Here is a 21,775-nt window from a genome sequence, read left to right as displayed (position 1 = left end):
TTCCTGACTTTACTACATACCTCATTCACATTCTCAATTATTACCGAATATTCTACGTCTAAATTCCGTATTTTCATAGCAAATAATTTATTGCATGATTAATAGAACAGTGGCAAGCGTAAAGGAAGCACTAACCGGTCTTGAAGATGGGATGACATTGATGGTTGGAGGTTTTGGCCTTTCTGGAATTCCTGAGAATAGTATAGCACAATTGGTCAAACTAGGAGTGACTGATTTGACTTGCATTTCCAACAATGCGGGAGTTGATGATTTTGGTTTGGGACTTTTACTTCAGGGCAAACAAATCAAGAAAATGATTTCCTCTTACGTAGGGGAAAATGACGAGTTTGAAAGACAGATGTTGAGCGGTGAACTAGATGTAGAATTAGTTCCACAAGGAACTCTGGCAGAACGTTGTCGTGCGGCTCAAGCAGGAATCCCAGCGTTCTACACACCAGCTGGATACGGTACAGAAGTGGCCGAAGGTAAAGAAGAACGAGATTTCAATGGCAAACCACACATTTTAGAACAAGCATTTAAAGCCGACTTTGCTTTTATTAAAGCATGGAAAGGAGATACTGCTGGAAATTTAATTTTCAAAGGAACCGCCAGAAATTTTAATCCAGTAATGTGCGGTGCAGCAACGATTACAGTGGCTGAGGTTGAAGAACTTGTTCCCGCCGGTGAATTGGACCCTAATCAAATCCATATTTCGGGAATTTTTGTCAAACGTATATTTCAGGGAGAAAAATATGAAAAGCGCATAGAGCAACGTACGACACGAGTGCGCAGCTAAATTCAGCTGTTTTCTTTGAGGAAAAATTCTAGAATTACTTCATCAATTTCTAATGTCCTCTAGAAATCTTAGAAATTATCTATTAATGAATTTGATAATTAGGAATTAGAAAGTCTTTTGTCAAATTAGCAAATCAACAAATTATAATGAGTCTTAGTAAAGAACAAATTGCAAAAAGAATCGCTCAGGAAGTCAAGGATGGCTACTATGTCAACCTAGGAATAGGAATCCCTACATTAGTAGTAAACTATGTTCCAGATGGAATTGATGTTGAATTCCAGTCGGAAAACGGCGTTTTGGGAATGGGACCATTTCCCTATGAAGGTGAAGAAGATGCAGATATCATTAACGCCGGTAAACAAACCATTACTACATTGCCTGGTGCGAGCTTCTTTGATAGCGCCACAAGTTTTGGGATGATACGCGGTCAGCATGTGGACTTGACGATTCTAGGAGCGATGGAAGTTGCAGAAAATGGTGATATCGCTAACTGGAAAATACCTGGTAAAATGGTCAAAGGAATGGGCGGTGCCATGGACCTGGTAGCCAGTGCAGAAAACATTATTGTAGCCATGATGCACACAAACCGTGCGGGCGAGTCTAAACTTTTGAAGCGATGTACATTGCCACTTACAGGAGTTAATTGCATTACTAAGGTGGTTTCAAATCTAGCTGTTATAGAAATCACAGATAAAGGTTTTAAACTCCTCGAACGAGCACCAGGAGTAAGCGTTGAAGAGATTCAAAAAGCAACCGAAGGAACATTAATTGTAGAAGGTGAGATACCTGAAATGAATGTATAAAAAGCTTCTATCTATTGAATTTATCTAAATACCGTCATCATACTGACGCAATATAGATAATGCAGTGATTCTTGATAACACTTTTTCGTATTTAGAAAACCCAAATGACTTTTAAAGCCTTATTAAATCCGCAGTATAAAGCGGCTGATTATTTTTCTATAGATTTATCGGTTAGCAATTCATTTTGGGAGGAAAACGACGTGAGTAATATTCCGACTTTTGAAAAGTATTTAGAAGAGAAGCGCTCAAAGAATGGTAAATTCATAGCTCACGGTGGATTTAAGGAACAGCGCGCTTTGTACCGCAGATCGACTCGATTTCAAGATGGTGAGGTTAGAGATGTACACATGGGGACTGATTTGTGGGCGCCAGCGGGAACAAGTATTCATGCTTTAATGGATGGAAAAATCCACTCATTTGCAGACAATGGTGATGCGGGAAATTACGGTCCTACTTTAATTTTAGAGCATGACTTTGAAGGTAAGAAGCTATACAGTCTTTATGGACACCTTTCAAAATGTGATATGCAGGGATGGGAAATGGGAGTTCGCTTTCGCGAAAGCGAAAAAATTGCAACCTTGGGAACACCCCTAGAAAACGGTGGTTACTCACCACACCTGCACTTTCAAATCATGACAACCATGCAAAATTACCAAGGAGATTTCCCAGGGGTTCTTGCTGAAAATCAATTAAATAACTACTCTGAAATCATACTTGATCCTAATCCGTTTATCTTCGGTTGATGGACCAACAGGAATTGTTATCGCTGCTAGCGTTGAAAAAAGCGCCTCTAATAGGCGATATCATGGCTAAAAAGCTGGTCAGAACCTTCGGTAGTGCTGCCGCTGTTTTTGAGCAACCCTATCGTGAGATTGCAGCGATTGAAGGAATAGGCGACAAAAAAGGCCAGTTCATTAAAGCAAAAGATCTGTTTCTAAAAGCAGAAAATGAGCTTAAATTCATTGAGGAAAACAAACTTAAATACAGGGTATATTACAACGACGATTATCCAGAGCGCCTGCAATATTGCGTCGATGGGCCTACCATATTTTTCGAAAACGGAAAGATCGACTGGAGTAATCCATACACATTAAGCATTGTAGGAACAAGGCAGATCACCAGCCAGGGAGCCGCGTTCCTAGAAAAATTTATTGCAGAAATTGCACCACTCAAACCTACTATTATTAGCGGTTATGCATATGGTGTCGATATTCTTGCTCATAAACTTGCCGTAGAACACGGTTTGCAAACCATTGCGGTAATGGCGCATGGACTGAACCAAACCTATCCGCGCAATCATGCTGCCCACAACAATGATGTAAAAGAAAATGGCGGTTTTGTGACGGATTTCTGGAGTACGGATCCCTTTGACCGCAAGAATTTTCTAGGACGTAATAGGATTATTGCTGGGTTGAGCGAGGCCACAGTAGTTATAGAAAGTGCTGGTAAAGGCGGGTCTCTGGTCACTGCGGGCCTTGCCTGTGATTATAATCGAGAGGTATTTGCGGTTCCCGGTAGAGTTAATGATAAATATTCTGTAGGTTGTAATGATTTGATTCAACAGTCCAAAGCACACATGCTCACAAAAACAGCTGATATTCCCTATATTTTAGGATGGCAAGAAAGTAAGGTGGCTATCCAAAAACAACTCTTTGTTGAGTTAAATGATGATGAAAAAGAGATTTATCAACTTTTAAAAGAAACTGAAAAGGAAATGCTCGACATCATTGCTCTTAACCTTAAAATGCCAGTCCATAAAGTAGCCTCCATTCTCATGTCGATGGAATTGAAAGGCGTCGTAAAGCCATTGCCAGGAAAACTATTTATGCTTGCGTGAGCAACAAGAGCTATTTTTCATAGGGGTGGACTTAAGTCCACTCCTATGAAAACGGAGTCTTTAATACCCTAACTTCTCGCGAACTCTTTTCAACACTCCATTAGCAATAACCCTAGCTTTGACAGCGCCCTCTTGCAGTGCTTCATCTATCTCATTTTTATGGGCCATGTAATGGTCAAATTTTTCACGGTGAATTTCAAACTTGGTAAGAATCAATTCTAGTAAAGCTTTTTTTGCATGTCCGTAACCGTAGTTACCGCCTTCATAGCGGGCTCTCATTTCTTTTACTTCCTTAGGGCTGCCTAATAATTGATAAATGGCAAATACGTTGCAGCTATCTGGATTTTTAGGTTCCTCAAGAGCAGTACTATCCGTTTCAATGGACATTACCTGCTTTTTTAGTTCGTTTTTGGGAAGAAAAATATTGATGAGGTTTCCTTTTGATTTACTCATTTTCTGACCGTCTGTTCCTGGTACGTACATAGTACCTTCTTGGATTTCAGCTTGAGGTTCGATAAGTGTTTCTCCCATTTGATTATTGAAACGACCTGCTACATCACGTGCCATTTCTAGGTGTTGTAACTGGTCTTTCCCTACAGGGACCACAAGAGCGTCATAGATTAAAATATCTGCAGCCATCAACATAGGATATGTAAATAACCCAGCATTTACATCGTCTAAGCGATCTGCTTTGTCCTTAAAACCATGCGCAAGCGTTAATCTTTGATAAGGAAAGAAGCAATTTAGATACCAGTTCAATTCGGTTACTTGTGGAACATCACTTTGACGGTAAAAAGTAGTACGTGACGTATCTAGACCACAAGCGAGCCATACAGCGGCTGTAGCATACGTATTTTCTCGCATGGTTGCTCCATTCTTAATCTGGGTTAAGGAGTGGAAGTCTGCAATAAACAAAAAAGAATCATTTTCAAGTTTTGCAGACATTTCTATGGCGGGTAAAATCGCGCCTAATACATTTCCTAAATGCGGGATTCCAGTAGATTGTATTCCTGTAAGTACTCTAGCCATCGTTCTGTATTGAGCTGCAAAGGTAATTCCTAAGCAGTGTAAACCACAAGTGGGGAAGATAGAGGTTGCCACGTATTTTAATTCTGCTATTTTTGACACTCATGAAATGGACTCGATTTATTCTCATGCCACTCTATAGATTGTGGTTTTACCTACTGATAGGCATTCCTATAATTGTTTTGGCACCTTTCTTAACGGTCTTTACCATTTCTAAAAAAACCTATCCTCAGTTTTTTAAAGTAGCTCAAATCTGGGCATATATCATTGTATATGGTATGTGCTGGAAACCTATTATTTATAGAGACGCTGGAATGATAAAAGGGCAGAGTTATATGCTCGTTGCAAACCACACGAGTATGTTAGACATCATGTTGATGTTGATCGTCGCAAAGAATCCGTTTGTGTTTGTCGGTAAGGCTTCCCTTGCAAAGATCCCCATTTTTGGTTTTTTCTATAAGCGCAGTTGTATTCTCGTGGATCGCAGCGACGCTCACAGTCGCCAGGCTGTTTTCAAGCGAGCTAGCGATCGTCTGGATGCTGGAGTGGGCATCTGTATTTTTCCAGAAGGAGGTGTCCCTGACGACAGATCAATTGTACTTGATAACTTTAAGGACGGTGCATTTAGACTTGCCATTGAGCATCAGATACCGGTCGTTCCCATCAGTTTTTATGATAATAAAAAAAGGTTGCCATTTGCTTTTTTTCATGGATCCTTGGGAAGAATGCGCGCTAGAACACATGAAATTCAGGAAACTGCCGGGTTGCAATTGCCTGGAGATAAAGTCCGCTTTCGCGAAAGCGTGCGTACCATCATTCTTAACGATCTATTGAAATATCAGTAACAGGAGAAGTGTAAAGTGCTGATTAAAAATAAAAACCGCTCTGCATAGCAACAGAGCGGCTTCATTGATCATCGCATGAATTGAGTTTAATGATTAACCAACCTCAATCTTCTTTTTCATATCCCCACAGATGCCTGCAATGACAACATTCTGTGGTTAAAATCTATACATCAAACCCGTATAAACACCTATGGTGTAAGGTTTGAAGTCTGCGGTGTCATTGCGTAAGGTGTTCAATTGATATTTGAAGGTAGGTTCTACAGATATCCCTAACCTTTCTGTAAATCGATAATCAACCCCAAAACCAAAATTTGCACTCTGATTAAAGTTTTGAAAATTAGCATCTTCTCCTAACTCTAATTTGCGACCGTCGTTGCTTATACTCACTTCATTATCTGTCAAAAAAAGTGCGCTCATACCACCCAATATACTAATACCGAACTTGCTGTCCATCAACCTATACTTCACCTCCAGAGGCACTTCTATATACCCCAATTGCTGCGATAACTCACCACTTAAACTAGCAAAGGTTGAGGCGCTCATGAGCTCCTGCGCAAAGGAATCGTTTAGAGAAGACGTTCCGATTTTATTAACAGCACGAGGATCAAAGGCAATCCCGGCACTGCTCCTGTTGACATCAAATGTGCTTGCTTTTAATCCGTAATTTATATCCTCTGTATTGTAATTCATACGTATTTGACTCACTCCACTGCGAACGCTCCATCGCGGTGAAAGATTATAAGCTATTGCTACACCATAACTTAAATTAACTTCAGCGGTATTTGCATTATTCACTACCTGAGAATTTACAGATGATCCACCTAGTGTGTTTGCATACACCGGAGCTACAACCGTGGCGGCACTCCATTTTTTCAGAGAAAGATCTTGTTCTAATGATTTGAATTCTGATAATTTCTCTTTTTCCGCTGCTGCAATTTCTTGAAGTGTTGGAGCGCTATTAGCATCGCTATTTCTTTCATCATCAATAGATGCTATTGCGTCTAAACTTATCTTAGAATCCTTACTGACTTTCTCTTCAACATCAGGAATTTCCTGAGACGCAATTCCTTTTCTTTTTGAAATACTTTCAGTGACGCCGCCACCGTTCAATTTCTCAGAATTCTTAGGATTTGAATTAGCCTTATTTGCTAAGGCATTTTGACCATGCTCTGGAGAAGTGTTTTGAAAAGAACCTCCTTGTTTTTCATTCGAACTTTTTTGATCCTTTGAAAAATTAGATTTATTCTTGAGCTCGCCAGTTCTGTTTTGCAGATTCTCATCACTTTGAGAATTTTCAGTTTCATCTACTGCAATTGCATCGCGAGCAATGTTTTTAGAATTACTTTGATCACTATTAGTATCTACATTACTATCAGCGTTTTCTGAATCTGCTGGGGTTTCTATAACGATGCTTTCACGGCTTATAGGTTCTTCTGAATTCCACAATACAGCAGAAAAAATGAGCACGAGCGCCGCTGCAATACCAGCGATTTTCCACCATAGAGGAAAAACGTCAGGCTTGTCCTTTTTATTCAGATTGCTGGAAATATTTTCCCACGCATCAGCTGGAGCTGGTGTTTCAATATTTTTGAAACGCTCCTGGAATAAACGGTCTATGTTTTTTTTATCTTCCATTATTAGCTGGCATTGCAGGTATTATCCTCGCGCCATTTGATAATCATGTGTTGCAATTTTTGTCTGGCTCTAGAAAGGTTAGATTTAGATGTTCCTTCTGTAATTTGCATCATGTCTGCAATTTCTTTATGCCCATAACCATCTAATGTGTATAGCGAAAAGACAAGTCTATACCTATCTGGTAGCTGCTGGATCATAAGCAACATTTCCTGCATTCCCAGGTTATCTGGCTCTTCTATCTCTAGCACCTCATCAATAACACAATCTCCATCTTCAAGTCGATATACTTTTGTGCCGCGATAGCGTTGTAAAGCAACATTGATTGTAATTCTTTTACACCAGCCCTCAAAAGAGCCAGCATCTTCAAACTGTCCTATTTTTTTAAATATGGTTAGAAAACTATCTTGAAGAATATCTTGGGCCTCTTGATAGTTGGGTGCATACTTCAAACAACACCCGAATAAGGTATTAGAATAACGATCGTAAAGCTCTTTTTGTGCTTTGCGATCGCCATTCTTACAATTATAGATAAGTTGTTTCTGAACCACATTTAATAAATAATCTATTCGACTACCTCAACTGTAAACTCCAGGTATTCTGGTTCACCATCTGCATCTCTTCCTGAAAGAAACCTAAAAGTGTAAGTGCCGTTACTCACTGCAACAAATTTCAAAGTTTTTTCTGTTGGAATATTAAGTTCGTCACAATCACCTGTTTCTCGAACAGTAGTTACAACCGTAACATCACGTTCATTGAGTCTTGATTGCACATCAAATCCTGCAAAAATGTTACAATTTGTGGGGTTGTCATACCGTACAACGATTTCATTTACTTTTCCGAACTTCAAATTCTCAGGCATTTCTACAGAAGTCACTTCGGCAAGTTGATATTGTATTTGCGCGTAATCATTATCATCACCGATGTCGCAAGAAGTGATGCCTACACTTACTAATGCCAACATCAAAATCATTTTTAATCTCATAGCTGTTTTCTTACTAGATGCATAAAAACTTAAAAGGTTGCGTACTAAAAACAAAAAAACCGTTTTAAAATTTAAAACGGTTTCAATAGATTTACAAAAGGCTGGCTTTAAGCGCTTGCCATTTTGATAGATTCCATAATTTTTATTTCCAGCTCATCCATTAAATCTGGATTGTCTTGTAAAATTGCTTTTACAGAATCACGTCCTTGACCTAATTTAGTATCTCCATAAGAGAACCAGGAACCAGCTTTATTGATGATTTCATATTCTACACCTAGGTCAATTACTTCACCTATTTTAGAAATCCCCTCACCGTAAAGAATGTCAAATTCTGCCGTTCGGAATGGCGGAGCTACTTTGTTTTTCACCACCTTAACACGAGTCTTATTTCCTTGAACATCTCCAGCCGCACCTTTAATTTGCGTAGAACGTCTTATATCTAAACGTACAGATGCGTAAAACTTCAATGCATTACCACCAGTAGTAGTTTCTGGATTACCGAACATCACACCTATTTTCTCTCTCAACTGGTTGATGAAAATTACCGTACAGTTAGTTTTAGAAATCGTACCCGTTAATTTTCTCAAAGCTTGAGACATCAATCGTGCGTGAAGCCCCATTTTACTATCACCCATTTCTCCTTCAATCTCTGCTTTAGGAGTCAATGCTGCAACAGAGTCAATAACGATTATATCAATTGCTCCAGAACGTATTAGATTCTCTGTAATCTCTAACGCCTGTTCTCCATGATCTGGTTGGGAAATGATAAGGTTTTCTAGATCAACCCCTAATTTTTCTGCATAAAAACGGTCAAAAGCATGTTCTGCATCAATAAAAGCTGCAATGCCGCCCGCTTTTTGAGCTTCGGCTATTGCGTGTAACGTGAGTGTCGTCTTACCAGAAGATTCTGGTCCATAGATTTCTACCACACGACCACGTGGGTAACCACCTACTCCTAACGCAGCATTAAGAGCTAACGATCCTGTAGAGATTGCCTCGATATCGACCACCTGGCGATCCCCCATTTTCATTACCGTACCCTTTCCGTATGCTTTATCCAGCTTGTCCAGCGTCAATTTGAGTGCCTTCTCTTTTGCTGCTTTTTCTTTATCGTCTGCCATTTTATTTATTTTACGTAAAAATAGGCGTTAGGATATCAGTTTCCAATAGGATGAAGCAATGGTTATTAACGGTTGGAACTGTAGGTTTTTACTTTTGCGAAAGCGGTAAAATAAAAGTTCGAGTTTCATTTGGGCGTTCCCACCAGCATTTCACTAACGTTCAATACTGTTGGTCGGGCTTTACGCTGCAATCTTTTTAAGCGTAAAATGCTTAAAAAGGATTTTCACTTCAATCCCTAACGCAAAACTGCTCCATAAGAAAAGATTTATTTTACTTCTTGTTTCTTGCAACGCAGCGGTCTTTCGTCTTTTTGATACCTTTGCCGCTTCAACACTAGACGTTTATAGCATGCAACTGTACAACAAATTAAGTGCTGAAGAAAGACGTGAGTTAATACGTGAGGCCGGTAAGGAACGGCTCACGATTTCTTTCTATCAGTATGCCCAGATCGGGAATCCAGCCTTATTTAGAAATTATTTATTCATAGCCTTTGATGCGCAAGAAGTCCTGGGACGTATTTATGTTGCCCATGAAGGCATCAACGCCCAGCTTTCCATTCCCGCAGACCGGTTTGCCGACTTCAAGGACTTCCTCGACGGAATCAATTTTCTTGAAAACGTTCGATTGAATGTTGCCCGTGAACATGATAACGAGAGTTTTCTAAAGCTTAAGGTAAAAGTTCGTTCTAAAATTGTTGCTGACGGATTAGAAGATAAGACCTTTGATGTGACTGCGATAGGAACCCACGTTGATGCCATTAAGTTCAATGAATTGATTGCAGACCCAGACACGATCCTAGTCGATATGCGCAACCATTATGAAAGCGAGATAGGTCATTTTGAAAATGCCTGGACACCAGATGTGGATACGTTCAGAGACAGTCTATCCATTATTGAGGAGGAAATCAAGGAGCATAAAAAAGGCAAGAAACTAGTCATGTATTGCACCGGTGGTATACGTTGTGAAAAGGCGAGTGCTTATTACAAACACCGTGGTTTTGAAGATGTATATCAGCTAGAAGGCGGGATCATAGAATACCATCGTCAGGTAACAGAACAAGGATTAGAGAATAAATTTCGCGGGAAGAATTTTGTTTTTGATGCGCGATTGTCTGAAGCGATTAGCGATGAGGTAATCGCCCATTGTCATCAATGTGGGAAGTCCTGTGATTCCCATACCAACTGTGCTAACGAGGCCTGTCATTTGCTTTTCATTCAATGCGAGGAATGTAAAGTGCAATATTTAAACACTTGCAGCACAGAATGCCACGAGATAATTCAGCTACCTATAGAAGAGCAGAAAAAACTGCGTGCTGGACATTATAACAGCAATCATATTTTTAAGAAGGGAAGGTCAGAGAAATTGGAGTTTAAAAAGTACGACAATGATTAAGTCAATTTCTTATTTCATGGTGGACTCATTTACCAGCGAACCGTTTAAAGGAAATCCTGCGGGAGTTTGTTTGCTGGAAGAACCCCTTTCAGATCAGGTCATGCAATCCATTGCAATAGAGGTCAATCTATCTGAGACTGCATTTGTACAAAATCAAGGTGATTACTTTTCCATCCGATACTTTTCGCAATAATGGAAATTCCGCTCTGTGGTCACGCAACGCTAGCCAGTGCTAAGATTCTATTTCAGCAAGATTCTAACTTGAATAAATTAAATTTTAAAACAGGTTCAGGATTAGAATTGCAAGCGGTAAGGTGTGGAGAAAAAGTCTCTCTAAAATTTCCCAACTATGGGATCGTAGGTCGCGATGTTCCAGCAGCATTATTAACTGCCATGGGAATCAAAGAAATCAAAAACAGCGGCTACAATCATGAAAATCTAGAGTTGATGATTGAACTGGAAGACGTTAATGAACTCAGAAACCTAAATCCAGATTTTGCGGCTATGAAGAAATCAATTAGCGACATAAGCGGTGTTGTGGTCACGGCAAAATCAAATCAATCCGATTTTGACTTTGAATCCAGATATTTCTGGCCTTGGAGCGGTGGCGATGAAGATCCTGTGACCGGAGCCACGCATACTTTTTTGACTGGGTATTGGGCCAGGAAACTAGGTAAAACAAAGTTGCGAGCTTTTCAATGTTCACAGCGCACGGGAATTCTGGAAGTTGCTGTTCTGAGTGATGAACATATTTCTATAACCGGTGATGCATGTATTGTACTGGAAGGAAAGCTGATGTTGAATTAATTAAATTTTGCGGATCTAATCATATTTCTGAACCAAAACTTCCGTGGGTATTTGTAAGGTTTCACTCAATTTTCTGATCATATTTAGAGTCAATTTACGCTTTCGATTCAGAATTTCGCTTACGCGGCTTGTAAAGCCTACCGCTTCTGCGAGGTCTTTTTGCTTCATTCCCAATTGTTCCATACGGAATTTTATCGCCTCGATGGGATCTGGCATTTCTATTGGGTAATGTTCGTCTTCATATTTTTCAATAAGAATAGAGAGAACTTCTGCAGCATCGCCATCAGGAGTATCTGGCAATGCATGAAAAATAGATTTTAATCTTGCCAATGCATCCTCATAATCCTGCTCTGTTTTAATCGCCTTAATTTCCATATCAAATTGTGTTAGCATCAATTTTATCATACTCATTATGAGTACCAATGAACAGAATAAAAACTTGTTTTCTCAAATAAGTAATGTCGACAATCAATCGATATTTATTACCGCAAATATTGAAAACGACCCTATTATTTTTTAAGATACTTGCCGAGGAGTACTTCAGTTTAACTTCATTTGGGTTTTCCCAATTAGCTTTTGAAGCTTCTTGATACCACGATTTCAATTGTTGCTCGCTGTCTGGATTAATTTCCCAGAATTTCCGTAAAGTACTTTTGGCAATAACTCTCAAAGTAATTATTTACCGCAAAGATACTATTAATTACCAAATTGGTAATAATTATTAAGCGCCAGCAAGCACCAGCACAAACTCTCCCTTAGGCTTCTTTTCTGTGAAATACTCCAAAGCTTCAGTAACAGTGCCTCGATAATGTTCTTCAAACATTTTTGTGATCTCACGCGATATGGAAATCTGGCGGTCTGCGCCGTAATGGGTTTGGAAGTCGGCTAGGGTTTTGAGGAGTTTGTGGGGTGATTCGTAGAAGATGATGGTTCTGGATTCTTCGGCAAGTTCTTTGAGTCTGGTTTGGCGGCCTTTTTTTACCGACAGGAAACCCTCAAAAACAAATTTATCACAGGGCAAACCGGAGCACACCAGTGCAGGAACAAAAGCAGTAGCACCAGGTAAACTTTCTATTGGAAGTCCTGCGGCAATCAGCTTTCGCGAAAGCAAAAACCCAGGATCACTGATACCAGGAGTTCCAGCATCTGTAATTAAGGCCATGGTTTCACCACCCTTTATCCTAGTCACGATATGGTCAGAAATTTTGTGCTCGTTGTGCATGTGGTAGGAAAGCATGGGCGTTTTGATCTCATAATGATGGAGGAGTTTGCCACTGGTGCGCGTGTCCTCTGCAAGTATCAAATCAACCGAATTTAAGATCTCTACGGCGCGGTAGGTCATATCTGCAAGATTGCCGATGGGCGTTGGGACGAGATAAAGTTTCATGGGTGTGGTTTAGTGCAAATTTAAGTTAGAATTATTAGGTCTATAAGTCTACAAATTTTTACTTATCTTTGGCGTTAGTAACGTAAAAGATATGATTATTTCATTTGGGACAAAAGAAACGGAAAAAATCTGGAGTGGAACAAGAGTGAAGAAATTACCAATCGATATTCAACAAAGCGGAAGACGTAAGTTAAGGATGCTGAACAACTCCCAAGATATAAATGACTTGAGAGTACCGCCATCCAACCGCCTTGAAAAGCTATCCGGCAAACGGAAAGATTTCTATAGTGTTAGAATTAATAATCAATGGCGAATCATTTTCAAATGGGAAATGGGTCAAGCAAGTCAAGTGGAAATAATAGATTATCATTAAAATCATGGAAAAATTAAACAATATACATCCAGGCGAAATTTTATTAACTGAGTTTTTGGAACCTCTTGAAATAACGGCCTACCGACTTTCAAAAGACTTAAAAATACCGCAAACCCGTATTTCAGAAATCGTGAAAGGCAATCGCAGGATCACAGCGGATACAGCTCTTAGGTTAAGCAAGTATTTTGGAAATTCAGCTAAGTTCTGGTTGGGTTTGCAGGATGATTATGATATTGAGAAAGAACAAATTGAAAAGGAAAATGAGTTTGATCAAATCAAGCAACTGGAAGATAGAAATGTTGCCTAATTATGGTTGCGTTACTTTTAAGGAACGGCACAGTCGTTGAAGATTAAATGAAAATCCAATTATGAAATTTCTGTGTCTATTTGCTTTTACCGTAATTATCTCCAGTTGTTCTTCACAGAAAATCACGAATACCATTGGGCCATTTACCGGTGATTATCAGCCGTTCGCTCAATCCTGGACTGGCGGAATTCCAGGTTCTGGCAGTGGGATTAACCTATTTTTACCCTTGTTTGATGCAGATAAAGAAAGTGTGGAAATCGTCTATTATAAGGGAATGACTACAACGGTTGTAGAAATAAGTACAGGAACTCCTCGATATACCATTGCTAGGTTTTCAACTAATTTCAATACTAAACCAGACATGAACATGAATCTAGATCCCAAAAAGGAATACGGTAACGCGTCAACTAAGAATGAAGAGAAGTTTCCATTTGATTTAGAAGATGATGAGGCGATCGTAAAATTTGTCAAAGACGGGAAGTTCACCTTTACCAAAATTAAGGGAGTTCAAAAAAAGTCTGCGATGGATTTGCCGTCAAAACCTCAATAATCTGCCTAAAAAGCAAGTTTTAACGCAAAAATTCCCATCATAGAAATGCAGGCTTAATTGTACCTTTGACGTTCAATAACAACTGTCTTTGAGTTCCATACAACGTCTTTTTAAACACACTTTTGTTTACGGTCTGGCAACGGTTTTGCCCAGATTGCTGACGGTTTTACTCACCTTGTTATTGACGGAATATCTGCCTAGCAAAACTGCTTTTGGCGAGGTTTCTATCATATTTTCCTGGATTATTCTAGCCAACGTTTTCTTAACCTACGGGATTGAGACTTCGTTTTTTCGCTTTTACAGCGAAAACGAAGATAAAAACAAAGTTATCAGTACCGGATTGTTGTCCTTGTTAGGAACAACTCTGGTATTTGTAGTTTTCGCTTTCCTAGGCTTAGATCAAATTGCCGACTGGTCGGGCAAGTCGGCTGATTACTGGAAATGGGTGATCGGGATTCTAGCTTTTGATACGTTGATGGTCATTCCTTTCGCCTACATGCGCGCTCGCGGAAAGGCTTTGAAATATGCGGTGATCAAAATGATCAATGTCATTATATCTGTTGGGATGACGGCTGTTTTCTTGATTTGGTTGCAAGATATTCCCGGGCTGTCACAATTTCTACCAGAAGATAAAGTCGAGTTGTATTTCATTGCACTGATGAGTGCCAGTTTTGTGACGCTTGTTGTGGTGTCCAGCATCTACTTCCGCAGGTGGGAATTTGATTCGGTGTTGTGGAGAAAGATGTTGAGGTACGGTTTTCCTATTCTGATTGCAGGAATTGCCTTTGCCATCAATGAGACTTTTGATAAAATATTACTAGAATGGTTGCTGCCAGAAGATTCCACCGCTCAAGTAGGTGTTTATACCGCATGCTACCGCGTTGCCGTAGGAATGACGCTGTTTGCCACTGCGTTTAAACTAGGCATAGAACCCTTCTTTTTTAGCGAATCTAAAAGTGAGAACGCCACCGCAACTTATGCCATGATTACTAAAATGTTCGTTGTGCTGGGTTCCATTGCATTGTTGTCGTACACTGTTTTTATCGACTTGATCAAACGCGCTATCATTGCCGAGGAATATTGGGAAGCGCTGGATATTGTTCCTATAGTATTGGTTGCTTATCTATTTTTTGGTATTTACCAGACGCTTTCGGTATGGTACAAAGTGACAGATCGGACGAGCTATGGCGCATACATTTCGATTTTAGGAGCTGCGATAACCATAGGATTCAATATTCTGCTAATTCCGCAAATAGGATATATGGCAAGTGCACTGACCACTTGTGCTGCTTATGGGCTGATGATGGTCGTTTCCTATTTATTGGGTAGAAAGCATTATTACATTCCGTATGACGTGAAGAATATGCTGTTGTATCTGGGGATTTCTATAAGTTCCACAGCCTTTTTCTTTTATGGAATCCGCGATTACTTTGGGCCCAACACCTGGCAGATGTACGCTACTGGAATCGCGCTTGCGACAATAGTATCGTTATTCATTCTAAGTCGAGAAAAATCATTTATCAAATCCTTATTGAAAAAATAATGACTGTAAAAATCATCAACAAATCTGCTCATAAATTGCCCGCCTATGAAACTATAGGTAGTGCTGGAATGGACATAAGAGCATCTATTGAAAATTCAATTACTTTAAAACCACTGGAACGCGCCATCGTAAAAACAGGCTTATTCATAGAATTACCTGTAGGAACGGAAGCTCAAGTACGTCCACGCAGCGGTCTTGCCGCAAAAAAGGGAATTACAGTTCTCAACGCTCCAGGAACCATTGATGCCGATTACCGTGGTGAGATAGGCGTGATTCTAGTCAATTTATCAAATGAGGATTTTATCATAGAAAACGGCGAGCGCATTGCGCAGCTGGTCATCGCAAAACACGAACAACCGACTTGGGAAGAGGTGGAAGTTTTGAGTGATACAGATCGTGGTGCTGGTGGTTTTGGGAGTACGGGTGCGAAATGATTTGGGGACTTCTCAATTTATTGATTGGCAATAAAATAGCGTTATAGGTTTACTTTGTAAAACGCATTGTCATTATCTTTAAAGAAAAAACGCCTTATATATGTCTAAACAAGAAAAAGTCCAAGTAGAATTAACTTTCACATTAGATCAGGAACTATTCGAACGTTTCAGAAAGAAGGCCAAGGATCAGAATTTAAGTCAGAACGATTATCTCGAAATTTTGATACGTAGGGATATATGGAACATTCCCAATGACGAAACAATAGCGGCGATTGAGGAAGCGCATAGTGGTAAAGAATTAGAAGAAATAACTGATTTAGATGAGTTTTTAGCATCTTTATAGCTGGAGTATAGATTCTTATGTTCAATAAATTTTAAAGGATGCAATTGATATTAAACCTACCTCAGCAACCCTAAGACTAATAAAAGCGAATTGTTTGTCTCAAATACCCAAAAAATAGTTCCGCACAAATTGAAATGAAAAAAAGGCAATTGGGAATATTACACTTAGCCAATCCTACTCAATATCTGGTTTCAAATTGAAGAAGATCACACAATTAAATTAATTAGGATAGGCTCACATTCTGATTTGTTTTGAAAAATTGAAAAGCTTCGGATGAAGGCATGAATTTTAAAAATCTAAAACAAATTTATTATCGAGGGCAAATCTCGGAAAATTCAAGTCCTCTTATTTAACTGATCTCTAAGATTTAAAGTTTTTACCTTCGTGCTTTACAAAACCATTAAACAGATTCCCATTTTCATGGGAAGTTGCCTATGAAAATAATCGTTCCCATGGCCGGTCGCGGCTCCAGACTTAGACCACATTCCCTTACCGTTCCTAAACCTTTAATTCCGATTGCTAATAAACCTATTGTTCACCGATTGGTACGCGATATTGCGCGGATTTTAAGCGAGCCGGTAGAGGAAATCGCATTTATTCTGGGCGATCCAGCTTTTTTTGGTGATGGTGTAGTCGCGAGTTTGAAGGAACTGGCAGAAAGTCTAGGTGCTAAAGCCAGTATTTACCGCCAGCTAGAACCGTTGGGAACCGGCCACGCCATTATGTGTGCAGAACCATCCCTTTCTGGACCCGCAGTTGTGGCTTATGCAGATACGTTGATTCGTGCCAGTTTTGAACTCGACCCAGAAGCAGATGCAGTTATCTGGACTAAGGAAGTGGAAAAGCCAGAAGCTTATGGTGTTGTTAAGCTTAACGATAAGGAAGAAATCACAGAGTTGGTTGAAAAGCCTACGGAGTTTATAAGCAATCAGGCGGTTATCGGGATCTATTATTTCAAGGAAACTGCAGATCTTAAGAAAGAACTGGAATACGTTATTGAGAATGAGATCATCAATGGGGGCGAGTACCAGATTAACGATGGTATCAAGCGATTGATGGCCGCTGGCAATATTTTCAAAACGGGAACCGTTGATGAATGGATGGATTGTGGGAATAAAGAAGTTGCGATTGACACGAACACACGCATCATGAAGTTTATGGTCAGCGACGGTAGCGATGAGCTCCAGACAAAGGCAACATTAGAGAACTCTGAGATCATTCAACCCTGTGTAATTGCAGATGATGTAGTGATCAAGAACTCCACTGTTGGGCCACATGTGAGCATAGGTTCTGGGAGTGTGATCATTAATTCTAAGATAAGCAATAGTTTGATACAGAACAATTCAACTATAAAGAATGCCACGCTGGACGAGGCTATGGTAGGTAACCATGTTAAGTTCGACGGTAATTTCAAATATATCAGTATCGGTGATTATTCGGTATTGGAATAATTGTTGAAGATCAACATTTTCATGAAAAAGCTCTTGTTTTCTCTTGTGTTGCTATCTTTTTTCGGTGCTATGGCACAGGAAGGAGTGGCGGCTGTGGATGTAAATGAGGACGATCTGGGTGTGGTTTCTGATGCATTTAAGGAAAATTTCTTTGATGCGCTTTCAGAAAAAGCTCGGGAGAATCACGATCGCGCGATTGAAAAACTACTCATTTGCGAGCGCTTGCAGCCAGAAAATGGTGCGGTTCAGTTTGAGCTTGCAAAGAATTATATGGCGAGTAAGGCTTTTGCGAAAGCGGAATCCCATCTACTTTCTGCTATCAAAATCTCTGGAGAGCGCGAGTGGTTGATGGACAATTTGCTCGAAGTTTACAATCAGGAACAGGAATATGACAAAGCCGTCACTGTTTTAGAAAAACTGGCTCGTGACAATACAAATTATGAGGAGCTCTTGCCCGTTGCGTATCTGCGTATTAATAATCGAGAAAAAGCACTCGCCACCATAACCGATTTAGATCAGAAACTAGGAAATAATGAACGGCGCGATGCATTACGGCGATCCTTGCAAAACAACCAGCAACAAGACGAACGAATAACTGATAACCTGGAAGAGCTGGAGCAAAAATTGGCAGTAGATCCAGATAACGAGCAGTTGTACATTCAGCTTATTTATGGCTATAGCCGTATGAATAATATGGAAAAAACACAGGAGATTGCAGAGAAACTCAACGACGCTATTCCAGACAGTGATGCTGCACAAGTCGCGCTGTACAAGATTTACCTGGATTCTGGCGAGTTGAAAAAAGGAATGCAAAGCATGAAGCGCATCTTTGAATCTGATGATCTGGAGGATTCTGTAAAAATGGAGGTACTCAAGGATTTTCTAACCACTGCCGTTAACATTGGTGTCACGCAAACTGAGATAGAATCTACTGTTATAGAATTCACGGATAACGTGGAAAATGTGGAGGCGTATCGTGGACTGGGAGATTATTATAAAAATGAAAAGCAGCTGCAGGCAGCATTAAAATTTTACGAGATAGGCATGAATTTAAACGATCAGGATTTTGAACTAATAAGGAACACAGCATTACTATATTTAGATACGGGTGCTTTCGCGAAAGCGGAAACGCTATCAACTAACGCTCTAGAAATTTATCCGTCGCAGCCCTTACTGTATCTTATCAATGGCGCAGCTTTAAATCAATTGGGGAATAATAAAAAGGCAGTGAAACAGTTAGAGACAGGGCTTTCCTTTTTACTGGATGAGCCACAACTAGAAAACGACATTTACGGACAGCTGGTGATTGCCTATGAAAAACTGGGCGATGCGGAAAACGTGAAGAAGACAAAATTAAAAATGAAAGCAATTTCAAATTAAAATATATGACGACTCAAAGAATTTGTGGAATAGTACTCGCATTGTTTCTAATTTCCTGTGGTGGCACAAAAAAGGTGACTGGAAACGCTGTGGCATCTGCAGCAAAAATGAAGATTATAAAATCTCACAATACTGCGGCGATTGAGTTTAAAACATTACAATCACGAATGAATGTTAAATATCAAGATCCCAATCAATCGCAATCGGTAACCGTAGATTTGCGTATGGACAAAGGAAAGCAAATCTGGATGAGTGCACGAGTTCTGGGCTTTACGGTAGCTAAAGTTAGTATCACTCCAGATCGAGTTCAATTCTATGAAAAGATAGATAAGCGCTCCTTTGATGGAGATTTTGAAATTATTTCTAATTTTTTAGGTGAGGAATTAACTTATGAGCAGCTAGAGAATTTGATGTTGGGTCAGGTAATTGAGCCATTAAATAGTATGGAATATACTGTTGTCAATAATCGATATGAATTCCGTCAGGCGGGTGTTATTGAGAAATTATTTGCTTTGCGACCGTCAGATTTTAAAGTAGGCCAACAATCTATTGCTAAAAAATCTGAAAACACAACTCTGGACGTTCGATATTTGACCTATCAAAATGTAACTGGAAAAACAGTGCCCCAAGACGTTTCTATTAATGCTAACAGTAACGGAAAATTAGTACAAGTAGAACTCCAACTTAATAACGTTGAGTTTGATCAGGAATTGAGTTTCCCATTTGATATGCCCAGCAACTATAAAAACATGACCTTTTAATGAAGTCATTTCTATTACTTATGCTATTCTTCATTGCGGGAATTTCAACAATAACGGCTCAGTCGGAAAAAGCCAAGCTTGAGCAACGTCGCGCTGCCGTGCAGGCTGAAATTAATCAATACGATAAATTGCTGTCTAGTGCAAAGAAGGATAAACGTTCTGTTTTGTCCCAAGTACAGACGATTGATTCTAAAATTTCCAAAACTCAGGAAATCATCAACATCACAAATAAACAAGCAAACCTGATTACTAGAAGCATCAATACAAATGCGACTGAAATTAAAAAGCTGAATACCGAAATCAAGGGGTTGAAAAAAGAATATGGCGAGATGATCGTCAAGGCCTATAAATCAAAAAACGATCAATCCCGTTTGATGTTTCTGTTATCCTCAGAGGATTTTCTACAGGCATATAAAAGAGTGCAGTACTTACAAGCTTATGCAGATTATCGTAAAAAGCAAGCTGATGAAATCACTGTAAAAAGTAATTTGCTAGAGGATAAAAATATACAGTTAGAAAAAGAAAAAATTCAGAAGAGAGAAGTGCTTGCAGCAAACGAAAAGCAACGTATTGCGCTTAGAAAAGACAAAGAGGAGCAGACTGTGTTACTGGTGGAAGTTCGGAAAAATGAAAAGCAATACGCATCAGAAATCCAACAAAAATCACGGGAAAGAGCGCAAATTGATCGTGAGATACGCAAAATCATTGAAGCCGATATTGCTGCATCTAACAAAGGAAAAGTAGGTGCGACTAAAGGAAAATTCTTCCTAACTCCAGAAGCCAAGGCTCTCGCCAGAAACTTCACAAACAATCGAGGGAAACTGCCATGGCCAGTGGCTGAAGGTGTGATCACTCGACGTTATGGAAACCAGCCACACCCAGTGTTGCCTGGCATACAGATCCCTTCTAATGGATTGCGTATTCAATCACCTAAGGGAACAAGAGCCAGAGCGGTATTTGATGGAGAGGTGGCTCAGGTAGTTAAGTCTAGAGATGGAATATTGACGGTTCACGTGCGACATGGTAATTTCACAACCATTTATGGGAACCTAAGAAACGTCAGTGTACACAAGGGAGAGAAGGTAAACACACTAACTTCATTAGGAGAAATCTTTACAGATTATGCTGGAGTGACTGAAATGCAATTTGTTGTTTTAGAAGAGGCATCTACTCAAGACCCTGCACGATGGATTTTACGTAATTAAATAAGGGGTTTTTCTATGTTATTAGTTTTTTGGGCGTTCCCCACGCTATTGGCGTGGCTGTACACTTTAAATTTTTCAAGCCAATAACCACACTCTTATGACGCTTTAAAAGGATTTCGTCACCTGTTTGTCGTGCTTCTGGCAGGCCGGCCCTTTACGCATTAAACCAAGCAATATTTGGAACCTACAAGCAGGTTTATAAAGTGCGTTTGAAAATAATTAGTACTGAGACAGGAGTAAACTTGAGCTACTCAAAAAGCGCTTTCAATTCAGTAGCATCTTTTGCCTTCATTTTCCCTGCAAGGACCAGACTTAACTGTTTGCGGCGCAATGCGGCATCATAGCGTTGCTTTTCCTCTTCTGACTCTGGGTGTATAGAAGGTATTTGCACTGGTCTTCCTGTATCATCCACCGCTACGAAAGAATAAATAGCTTCATTTGCTTTGGTACGCTCGCCACTTTCTCGATCTTCAATAAAAACATCCATATAAACCTCCATGGAAGAACTAAAAGCTCTAGAAACTTGAGCTTCAATAGTTACCACACTTCCTAAAGGAATCATACGACTAAATGCGACATGATTAACAGATGCCGTCACAACTACACGACGACAATGACGTCTGGCCGCAATACTAGCGGCACGATCCATACGAGCCAGCAATTCTCCACCGAATAAATTATTTAGCGGGTTCGTTTCACTAGGTAAAACAAGGTCAGTTACTGTGGTAAAGGAGTGTCTGGGCGTGCGATTGTCCATTGTTTATTTTTTTTGCAAAGGTACGTTGCAATGCGGATA

27 protein-coding genes are annotated in these 21,775 nt (G+C 39.7%); 18 read left to right on the top strand and 9 right to left on the bottom strand.

What is annotated here, in order from left to right; translation table 11 throughout:
* Nucleotides 1–94 precede the first annotated feature (94 nt).
* From IQ282_RS09015 to IQ282_RS09000, 4 genes are all read left to right on the top strand, one after another.
* Complete coding sequence (locus IQ282_RS09015) at nucleotides 95–796, top strand: CoA transferase subunit A (protein ID WP_194851534.1); 702 nt, start codon at nucleotides 95–97, stop codon at nucleotides 794–796.
* A 146-nt stretch (nucleotides 797–942) separates the two neighbouring features.
* On the top strand, nucleotides 943–1,599 hold the full coding sequence (locus IQ282_RS09010) for a CoA transferase subunit B (protein WP_194851533.1): 657 nt from the start codon (nucleotides 943–945) through the stop codon (nucleotides 1,597–1,599).
* A gap of 104 nt (nucleotides 1,600–1,703) precedes the next feature.
* The gene (locus IQ282_RS09005; RefSeq protein ID WP_194851532.1) at nucleotides 1,704–2,342 is read left to right on the top strand and encodes a peptidoglycan DD-metalloendopeptidase family protein; all 639 of its coding nucleotides are present in this window, start codon (nucleotides 1,704–1,706) and stop codon (nucleotides 2,340–2,342) included.
* Nucleotides 2,342–3,436: a DNA-processing protein DprA gene (locus IQ282_RS09000; RefSeq protein WP_194851531.1), complete on the top strand. Its 1,095-nt coding sequence runs from the start codon at nucleotides 2,342–2,344 to the stop codon at nucleotides 3,434–3,436. The genes IQ282_RS09005 and IQ282_RS09000 overlap by 1 nt, the downstream gene beginning before the upstream one ends.
* 60 nt (nucleotides 3,437–3,496) lie before the next feature.
* Here IQ282_RS09000 and trpS read toward each other — a convergent pair whose 3' ends face one another.
* Nucleotides 3,497–4,465: a tryptophan--tRNA ligase gene (trpS, locus tag IQ282_RS08995; protein ID WP_194851937.1), complete on the bottom strand. Its 969-nt coding sequence runs from the start codon at nucleotides 4,463–4,465 to the stop codon at nucleotides 3,497–3,499.
* 101 nt (nucleotides 4,466–4,566) lie between these two features.
* Here trpS and IQ282_RS08990 point away from each other — a divergent pair, with 101 nt between their 5' ends.
* Nucleotides 4,567–5,307, top strand: coding sequence for a lysophospholipid acyltransferase family protein (locus IQ282_RS08990; protein WP_194851530.1), 741 nt, complete (start codon nucleotides 4,567–4,569; stop codon nucleotides 5,305–5,307).
* Between the two features lie 156 nt (nucleotides 5,308–5,463).
* On the opposite strand, the gene IQ282_RS08985 is transcribed toward IQ282_RS08990, so the two are convergent.
* The 4 genes from IQ282_RS08985 to recA form a co-directional block, all read right to left on the bottom strand.
* A complete protein-coding gene (locus IQ282_RS08985; RefSeq protein ID WP_194851529.1) occupies nucleotides 5,464–6,942 on the bottom strand; it encodes an outer membrane beta-barrel protein in 1,479 nt (492 codons plus the stop codon).
* 2 nt (nucleotides 6,943–6,944) lie between these two features.
* Nucleotides 6,945–7,490 (bottom strand): RNA polymerase sigma factor, encoded by a 546-nt coding sequence (locus IQ282_RS08980; RefSeq protein ID WP_194851528.1) that lies wholly within the window; start codon nucleotides 7,488–7,490, stop codon nucleotides 6,945–6,947.
* A gap of 14 nt (nucleotides 7,491–7,504) precedes the next feature.
* Nucleotides 7,505–7,903, bottom strand: coding sequence for a hypothetical protein (locus tag IQ282_RS08975; protein WP_194851527.1), 399 nt, complete (start codon nucleotides 7,901–7,903; stop codon nucleotides 7,505–7,507).
* Between the two features lie 128 nt (nucleotides 7,904–8,031).
* The gene (gene recA, locus IQ282_RS08970; protein ID WP_194851526.1) at nucleotides 8,032–9,045 is read right to left on the bottom strand and encodes a recombinase RecA; all 1,014 of its coding nucleotides are present in this window, start codon (nucleotides 9,043–9,045) and stop codon (nucleotides 8,032–8,034) included.
* A 349-nt stretch (nucleotides 9,046–9,394) separates the two neighbouring features.
* Here recA and trhO point away from each other — a divergent pair, with 349 nt between their 5' ends.
* The 3 genes from trhO to IQ282_RS08955 are packed head-to-tail and all read left to right on the top strand — an operon-like array spanning nucleotide 9,395 to nucleotide 11,245.
* Nucleotides 9,395–10,438 (top strand): oxygen-dependent tRNA uridine(34) hydroxylase TrhO, encoded by a 1,044-nt coding sequence (gene trhO, locus IQ282_RS08965; RefSeq protein WP_194851525.1) that lies wholly within the window; start codon nucleotides 9,395–9,397, stop codon nucleotides 10,436–10,438.
* Nucleotides 10,431–10,631, top strand: a complete 201-nt coding sequence (locus IQ282_RS15040) for a PhzF family phenazine biosynthesis protein (protein ID WP_194851524.1) — start codon at nucleotides 10,431–10,433, stop codon at nucleotides 10,629–10,631. Before trhO ends, IQ282_RS15040 begins: the two co-directional genes overlap by 8 nt.
* A complete protein-coding gene (locus tag IQ282_RS08955) occupies nucleotides 10,631–11,245 on the top strand; it encodes a PhzF family phenazine biosynthesis protein (protein WP_194851523.1) in 615 nt (204 codons plus the stop codon). Before IQ282_RS15040 ends, IQ282_RS08955 begins: the two co-directional genes overlap by 1 nt.
* A 15-nt stretch (nucleotides 11,246–11,260) precedes the next feature.
* On the opposite strand, the gene IQ282_RS08950 is transcribed toward IQ282_RS08955, so the two are convergent.
* From IQ282_RS08950 to rsmI, 3 genes are read right to left on the bottom strand one after another with little or no spacing between them, the layout of a single operon-like run.
* Nucleotides 11,261–11,620 carry a helix-turn-helix domain-containing protein gene (locus IQ282_RS08950; RefSeq protein WP_194851522.1) on the bottom strand — a complete coding sequence of 120 codons (360 nt, stop codon included), beginning with the start codon at nucleotides 11,618–11,620 and terminating at the stop codon, nucleotides 11,261–11,263.
* Nucleotide 11,621: 1 nt separating this feature from the next.
* Entirely contained in the window at nucleotides 11,622–11,915 is a 294-nt protein-coding gene (locus IQ282_RS08945) for a type II toxin-antitoxin system HigB family toxin (RefSeq protein WP_194851521.1), read from the bottom strand.
* Nucleotides 11,916–11,966: 51 nt separating this feature from the next.
* Nucleotides 11,967–12,632, bottom strand: coding sequence for a 16S rRNA (cytidine(1402)-2'-O)-methyltransferase (gene rsmI, locus IQ282_RS08940; RefSeq protein WP_194851520.1), 666 nt, complete (start codon nucleotides 12,630–12,632; stop codon nucleotides 11,967–11,969).
* 91 nt (nucleotides 12,633–12,723) lie between these two features.
* Between rsmI and IQ282_RS08935 the strand changes: the two genes are divergently transcribed.
* The 10 genes from IQ282_RS08935 to IQ282_RS08890 all read left to right on the top strand — a co-directional run bounded on the left by IQ282_RS08935 (nucleotide 12,724) and on the right by IQ282_RS08890 (nucleotide 20,979).
* Complete coding sequence (locus IQ282_RS08935) at nucleotides 12,724–13,005, top strand: type II toxin-antitoxin system RelE/ParE family toxin (protein ID WP_194851519.1); 282 nt, start codon at nucleotides 12,724–12,726, stop codon at nucleotides 13,003–13,005.
* A 4-nt stretch (nucleotides 13,006–13,009) separates the two neighbouring features.
* On the top strand, nucleotides 13,010–13,312 hold the full coding sequence (locus IQ282_RS08930) for a HigA family addiction module antitoxin (RefSeq protein ID WP_194851518.1): 303 nt from the start codon (nucleotides 13,010–13,012) through the stop codon (nucleotides 13,310–13,312).
* 61 nt (nucleotides 13,313–13,373) lie between these two features.
* Nucleotides 13,374–13,862 carry a hypothetical protein gene (locus IQ282_RS08925; RefSeq protein ID WP_194851517.1) on the top strand — a complete coding sequence of 163 codons (489 nt, stop codon included), beginning with the start codon at nucleotides 13,374–13,376 and terminating at the stop codon, nucleotides 13,860–13,862.
* Between the two features lie 88 nt (nucleotides 13,863–13,950).
* Entirely contained in the window at nucleotides 13,951–15,405 is a 1,455-nt protein-coding gene (locus IQ282_RS08920) for a lipopolysaccharide biosynthesis protein (RefSeq protein ID WP_194851516.1), read from the top strand.
* Complete coding sequence (gene dut, locus IQ282_RS08915) at nucleotides 15,405–15,839, top strand: dUTP diphosphatase (RefSeq protein ID WP_194851515.1); 435 nt, start codon at nucleotides 15,405–15,407, stop codon at nucleotides 15,837–15,839. Before IQ282_RS08920 ends, dut begins: the two co-directional genes overlap by 1 nt.
* Nucleotides 15,840–15,939: 100 nt before the next feature.
* Complete coding sequence (locus IQ282_RS08910) at nucleotides 15,940–16,182, top strand: toxin-antitoxin system protein (protein ID WP_194851514.1); 243 nt, start codon at nucleotides 15,940–15,942, stop codon at nucleotides 16,180–16,182.
* 434 nt (nucleotides 16,183–16,616) lie between these two features.
* Nucleotides 16,617–17,633, top strand: a complete 1,017-nt coding sequence (locus IQ282_RS08905; RefSeq protein ID WP_194851513.1) for a sugar phosphate nucleotidyltransferase — start codon at nucleotides 16,617–16,619, stop codon at nucleotides 17,631–17,633.
* A 21-nt stretch (nucleotides 17,634–17,654) separates the two neighbouring features.
* Nucleotides 17,655–19,013, top strand: coding sequence for a tetratricopeptide repeat protein (locus IQ282_RS08900; protein ID WP_194851512.1), 1,359 nt, complete (start codon nucleotides 17,655–17,657; stop codon nucleotides 19,011–19,013).
* A gap of 5 nt (nucleotides 19,014–19,018) precedes the next feature.
* The gene (locus IQ282_RS08895) at nucleotides 19,019–19,774 is read left to right on the top strand and encodes a DUF4292 domain-containing protein (RefSeq protein ID WP_194851511.1); all 756 of its coding nucleotides are present in this window, start codon (nucleotides 19,019–19,021) and stop codon (nucleotides 19,772–19,774) included.
* Nucleotides 19,774–20,979: a murein hydrolase activator EnvC family protein gene (locus tag IQ282_RS08890; RefSeq protein WP_194851510.1), complete on the top strand. Its 1,206-nt coding sequence runs from the start codon at nucleotides 19,774–19,776 to the stop codon at nucleotides 20,977–20,979. The genes IQ282_RS08895 and IQ282_RS08890 overlap by 1 nt, the downstream gene beginning before the upstream one ends.
* Before the next feature lie 247 nt (nucleotides 20,980–21,226).
* Here the strand turns inward: IQ282_RS08890 and IQ282_RS08885 are convergent, their stop codons facing one another.
* Nucleotides 21,227–21,736: an acyl-CoA thioesterase gene (locus IQ282_RS08885; RefSeq protein WP_194851509.1), complete on the bottom strand. Its 510-nt coding sequence runs from the start codon at nucleotides 21,734–21,736 to the stop codon at nucleotides 21,227–21,229.
* Nucleotides 21,737–21,775: the final 39 nt, after the last annotated feature.

It is taken from the genome of Nonlabens antarcticus (assembly GCF_015356755.1).
Lineage (GTDB): Bacteria > Bacteroidota > Bacteroidia > Flavobacteriales > Flavobacteriaceae > Nonlabens > Nonlabens antarcticus.
Note: the sequence above shows the minus strand (reverse complement) of the source record. Positions and strands in the feature narration are given on the sequence as shown.

Excerpts from the sequence above, each read along its gene's own strand:
- IQ282_RS08990 (WP_194851530.1), top strand. The coding sequence starts at position 4,567 with ATGAAATGGACTCGATTTATTCTCATGCCACTCTATAGATTGTGGTTT.
- dut (WP_194851515.1), top strand. The coding sequence starts at position 15,405 with ATGACTGTAAAAATCATCAACAAATCTGCTCATAAATTGCCCGCCTAT.
- IQ282_RS08955 (WP_194851523.1), top strand. The coding sequence starts at position 10,631 with ATGGAAATTCCGCTCTGTGGTCACGCAACGCTAGCCAGTGCTAAGATT.
- trpS (WP_194851937.1), bottom strand. The coding sequence starts at position 4,465 with ATGGCTAGAGTACTTACAGGAATACAATCTACTGGAATCCCGCATTTA.
- IQ282_RS09015 (WP_194851534.1), top strand. The coding sequence starts at position 95 with ATGATTAATAGAACAGTGGCAAGCGTAAAGGAAGCACTAACCGGTCTT.
- IQ282_RS08895 (WP_194851511.1), top strand. The coding sequence starts at position 19,019 with ATGACGACTCAAAGAATTTGTGGAATAGTACTCGCATTGTTTCTAATT.
- IQ282_RS09005 (WP_194851532.1), top strand. The coding sequence starts at position 1,704 with ATGACTTTTAAAGCCTTATTAAATCCGCAGTATAAAGCGGCTGATTAT.
- IQ282_RS08890 (WP_194851510.1), top strand. The coding sequence starts at position 19,774 with ATGAAGTCATTTCTATTACTTATGCTATTCTTCATTGCGGGAATTTCA.
- IQ282_RS09000 (WP_194851531.1), top strand. The coding sequence starts at position 2,342 with ATGGACCAACAGGAATTGTTATCGCTGCTAGCGTTGAAAAAAGCGCCT.
- rsmI (WP_194851520.1), bottom strand. The coding sequence starts at position 12,632 with ATGAAACTTTATCTCGTCCCAACGCCCATCGGCAATCTTGCAGATATG.
- IQ282_RS08935 (WP_194851519.1), top strand. The coding sequence starts at position 12,724 with ATGATTATTTCATTTGGGACAAAAGAAACGGAAAAAATCTGGAGTGGA.
- IQ282_RS08930 (WP_194851518.1), top strand. The coding sequence starts at position 13,010 with ATGGAAAAATTAAACAATATACATCCAGGCGAAATTTTATTAACTGAG.
- IQ282_RS08900 (WP_194851512.1), top strand. The coding sequence starts at position 17,655 with ATGAAAAAGCTCTTGTTTTCTCTTGTGTTGCTATCTTTTTTCGGTGCT.
- IQ282_RS08905 (WP_194851513.1), top strand. The coding sequence starts at position 16,617 with ATGAAAATAATCGTTCCCATGGCCGGTCGCGGCTCCAGACTTAGACCA.
- IQ282_RS08950 (WP_194851522.1), bottom strand. The coding sequence starts at position 11,620 with ATGGAAATTAAGGCGATTAAAACAGAGCAGGATTATGAGGATGCATTG.
- IQ282_RS08885 (WP_194851509.1), bottom strand. The coding sequence starts at position 21,736 with ATGGACAATCGCACGCCCAGACACTCCTTTACCACAGTAACTGACCTT.
- IQ282_RS08975 (WP_194851527.1), bottom strand. The coding sequence starts at position 7,903 with ATGTTGGCATTAGTAAGTGTAGGCATCACTTCTTGCGACATCGGTGAT.
- IQ282_RS08925 (WP_194851517.1), top strand. The coding sequence starts at position 13,374 with ATGAAATTTCTGTGTCTATTTGCTTTTACCGTAATTATCTCCAGTTGT.
- IQ282_RS15040 (WP_194851524.1), top strand. The coding sequence starts at position 10,431 with ATGATTAAGTCAATTTCTTATTTCATGGTGGACTCATTTACCAGCGAA.
- IQ282_RS08910 (WP_194851514.1), top strand. The coding sequence starts at position 15,940 with ATGTCTAAACAAGAAAAAGTCCAAGTAGAATTAACTTTCACATTAGAT.
- IQ282_RS08985 (WP_194851529.1), bottom strand. The coding sequence starts at position 6,942 with ATGGAAGATAAAAAAAACATAGACCGTTTATTCCAGGAGCGTTTCAAA.
- trhO (WP_194851525.1), top strand. The coding sequence starts at position 9,395 with ATGCAACTGTACAACAAATTAAGTGCTGAAGAAAGACGTGAGTTAATA.
- IQ282_RS09010 (WP_194851533.1), top strand. The coding sequence starts at position 943 with ATGAGTCTTAGTAAAGAACAAATTGCAAAAAGAATCGCTCAGGAAGTC.
- recA (WP_194851526.1), bottom strand. The coding sequence starts at position 9,045 with ATGGCAGACGATAAAGAAAAAGCAGCAAAAGAGAAGGCACTCAAATTG.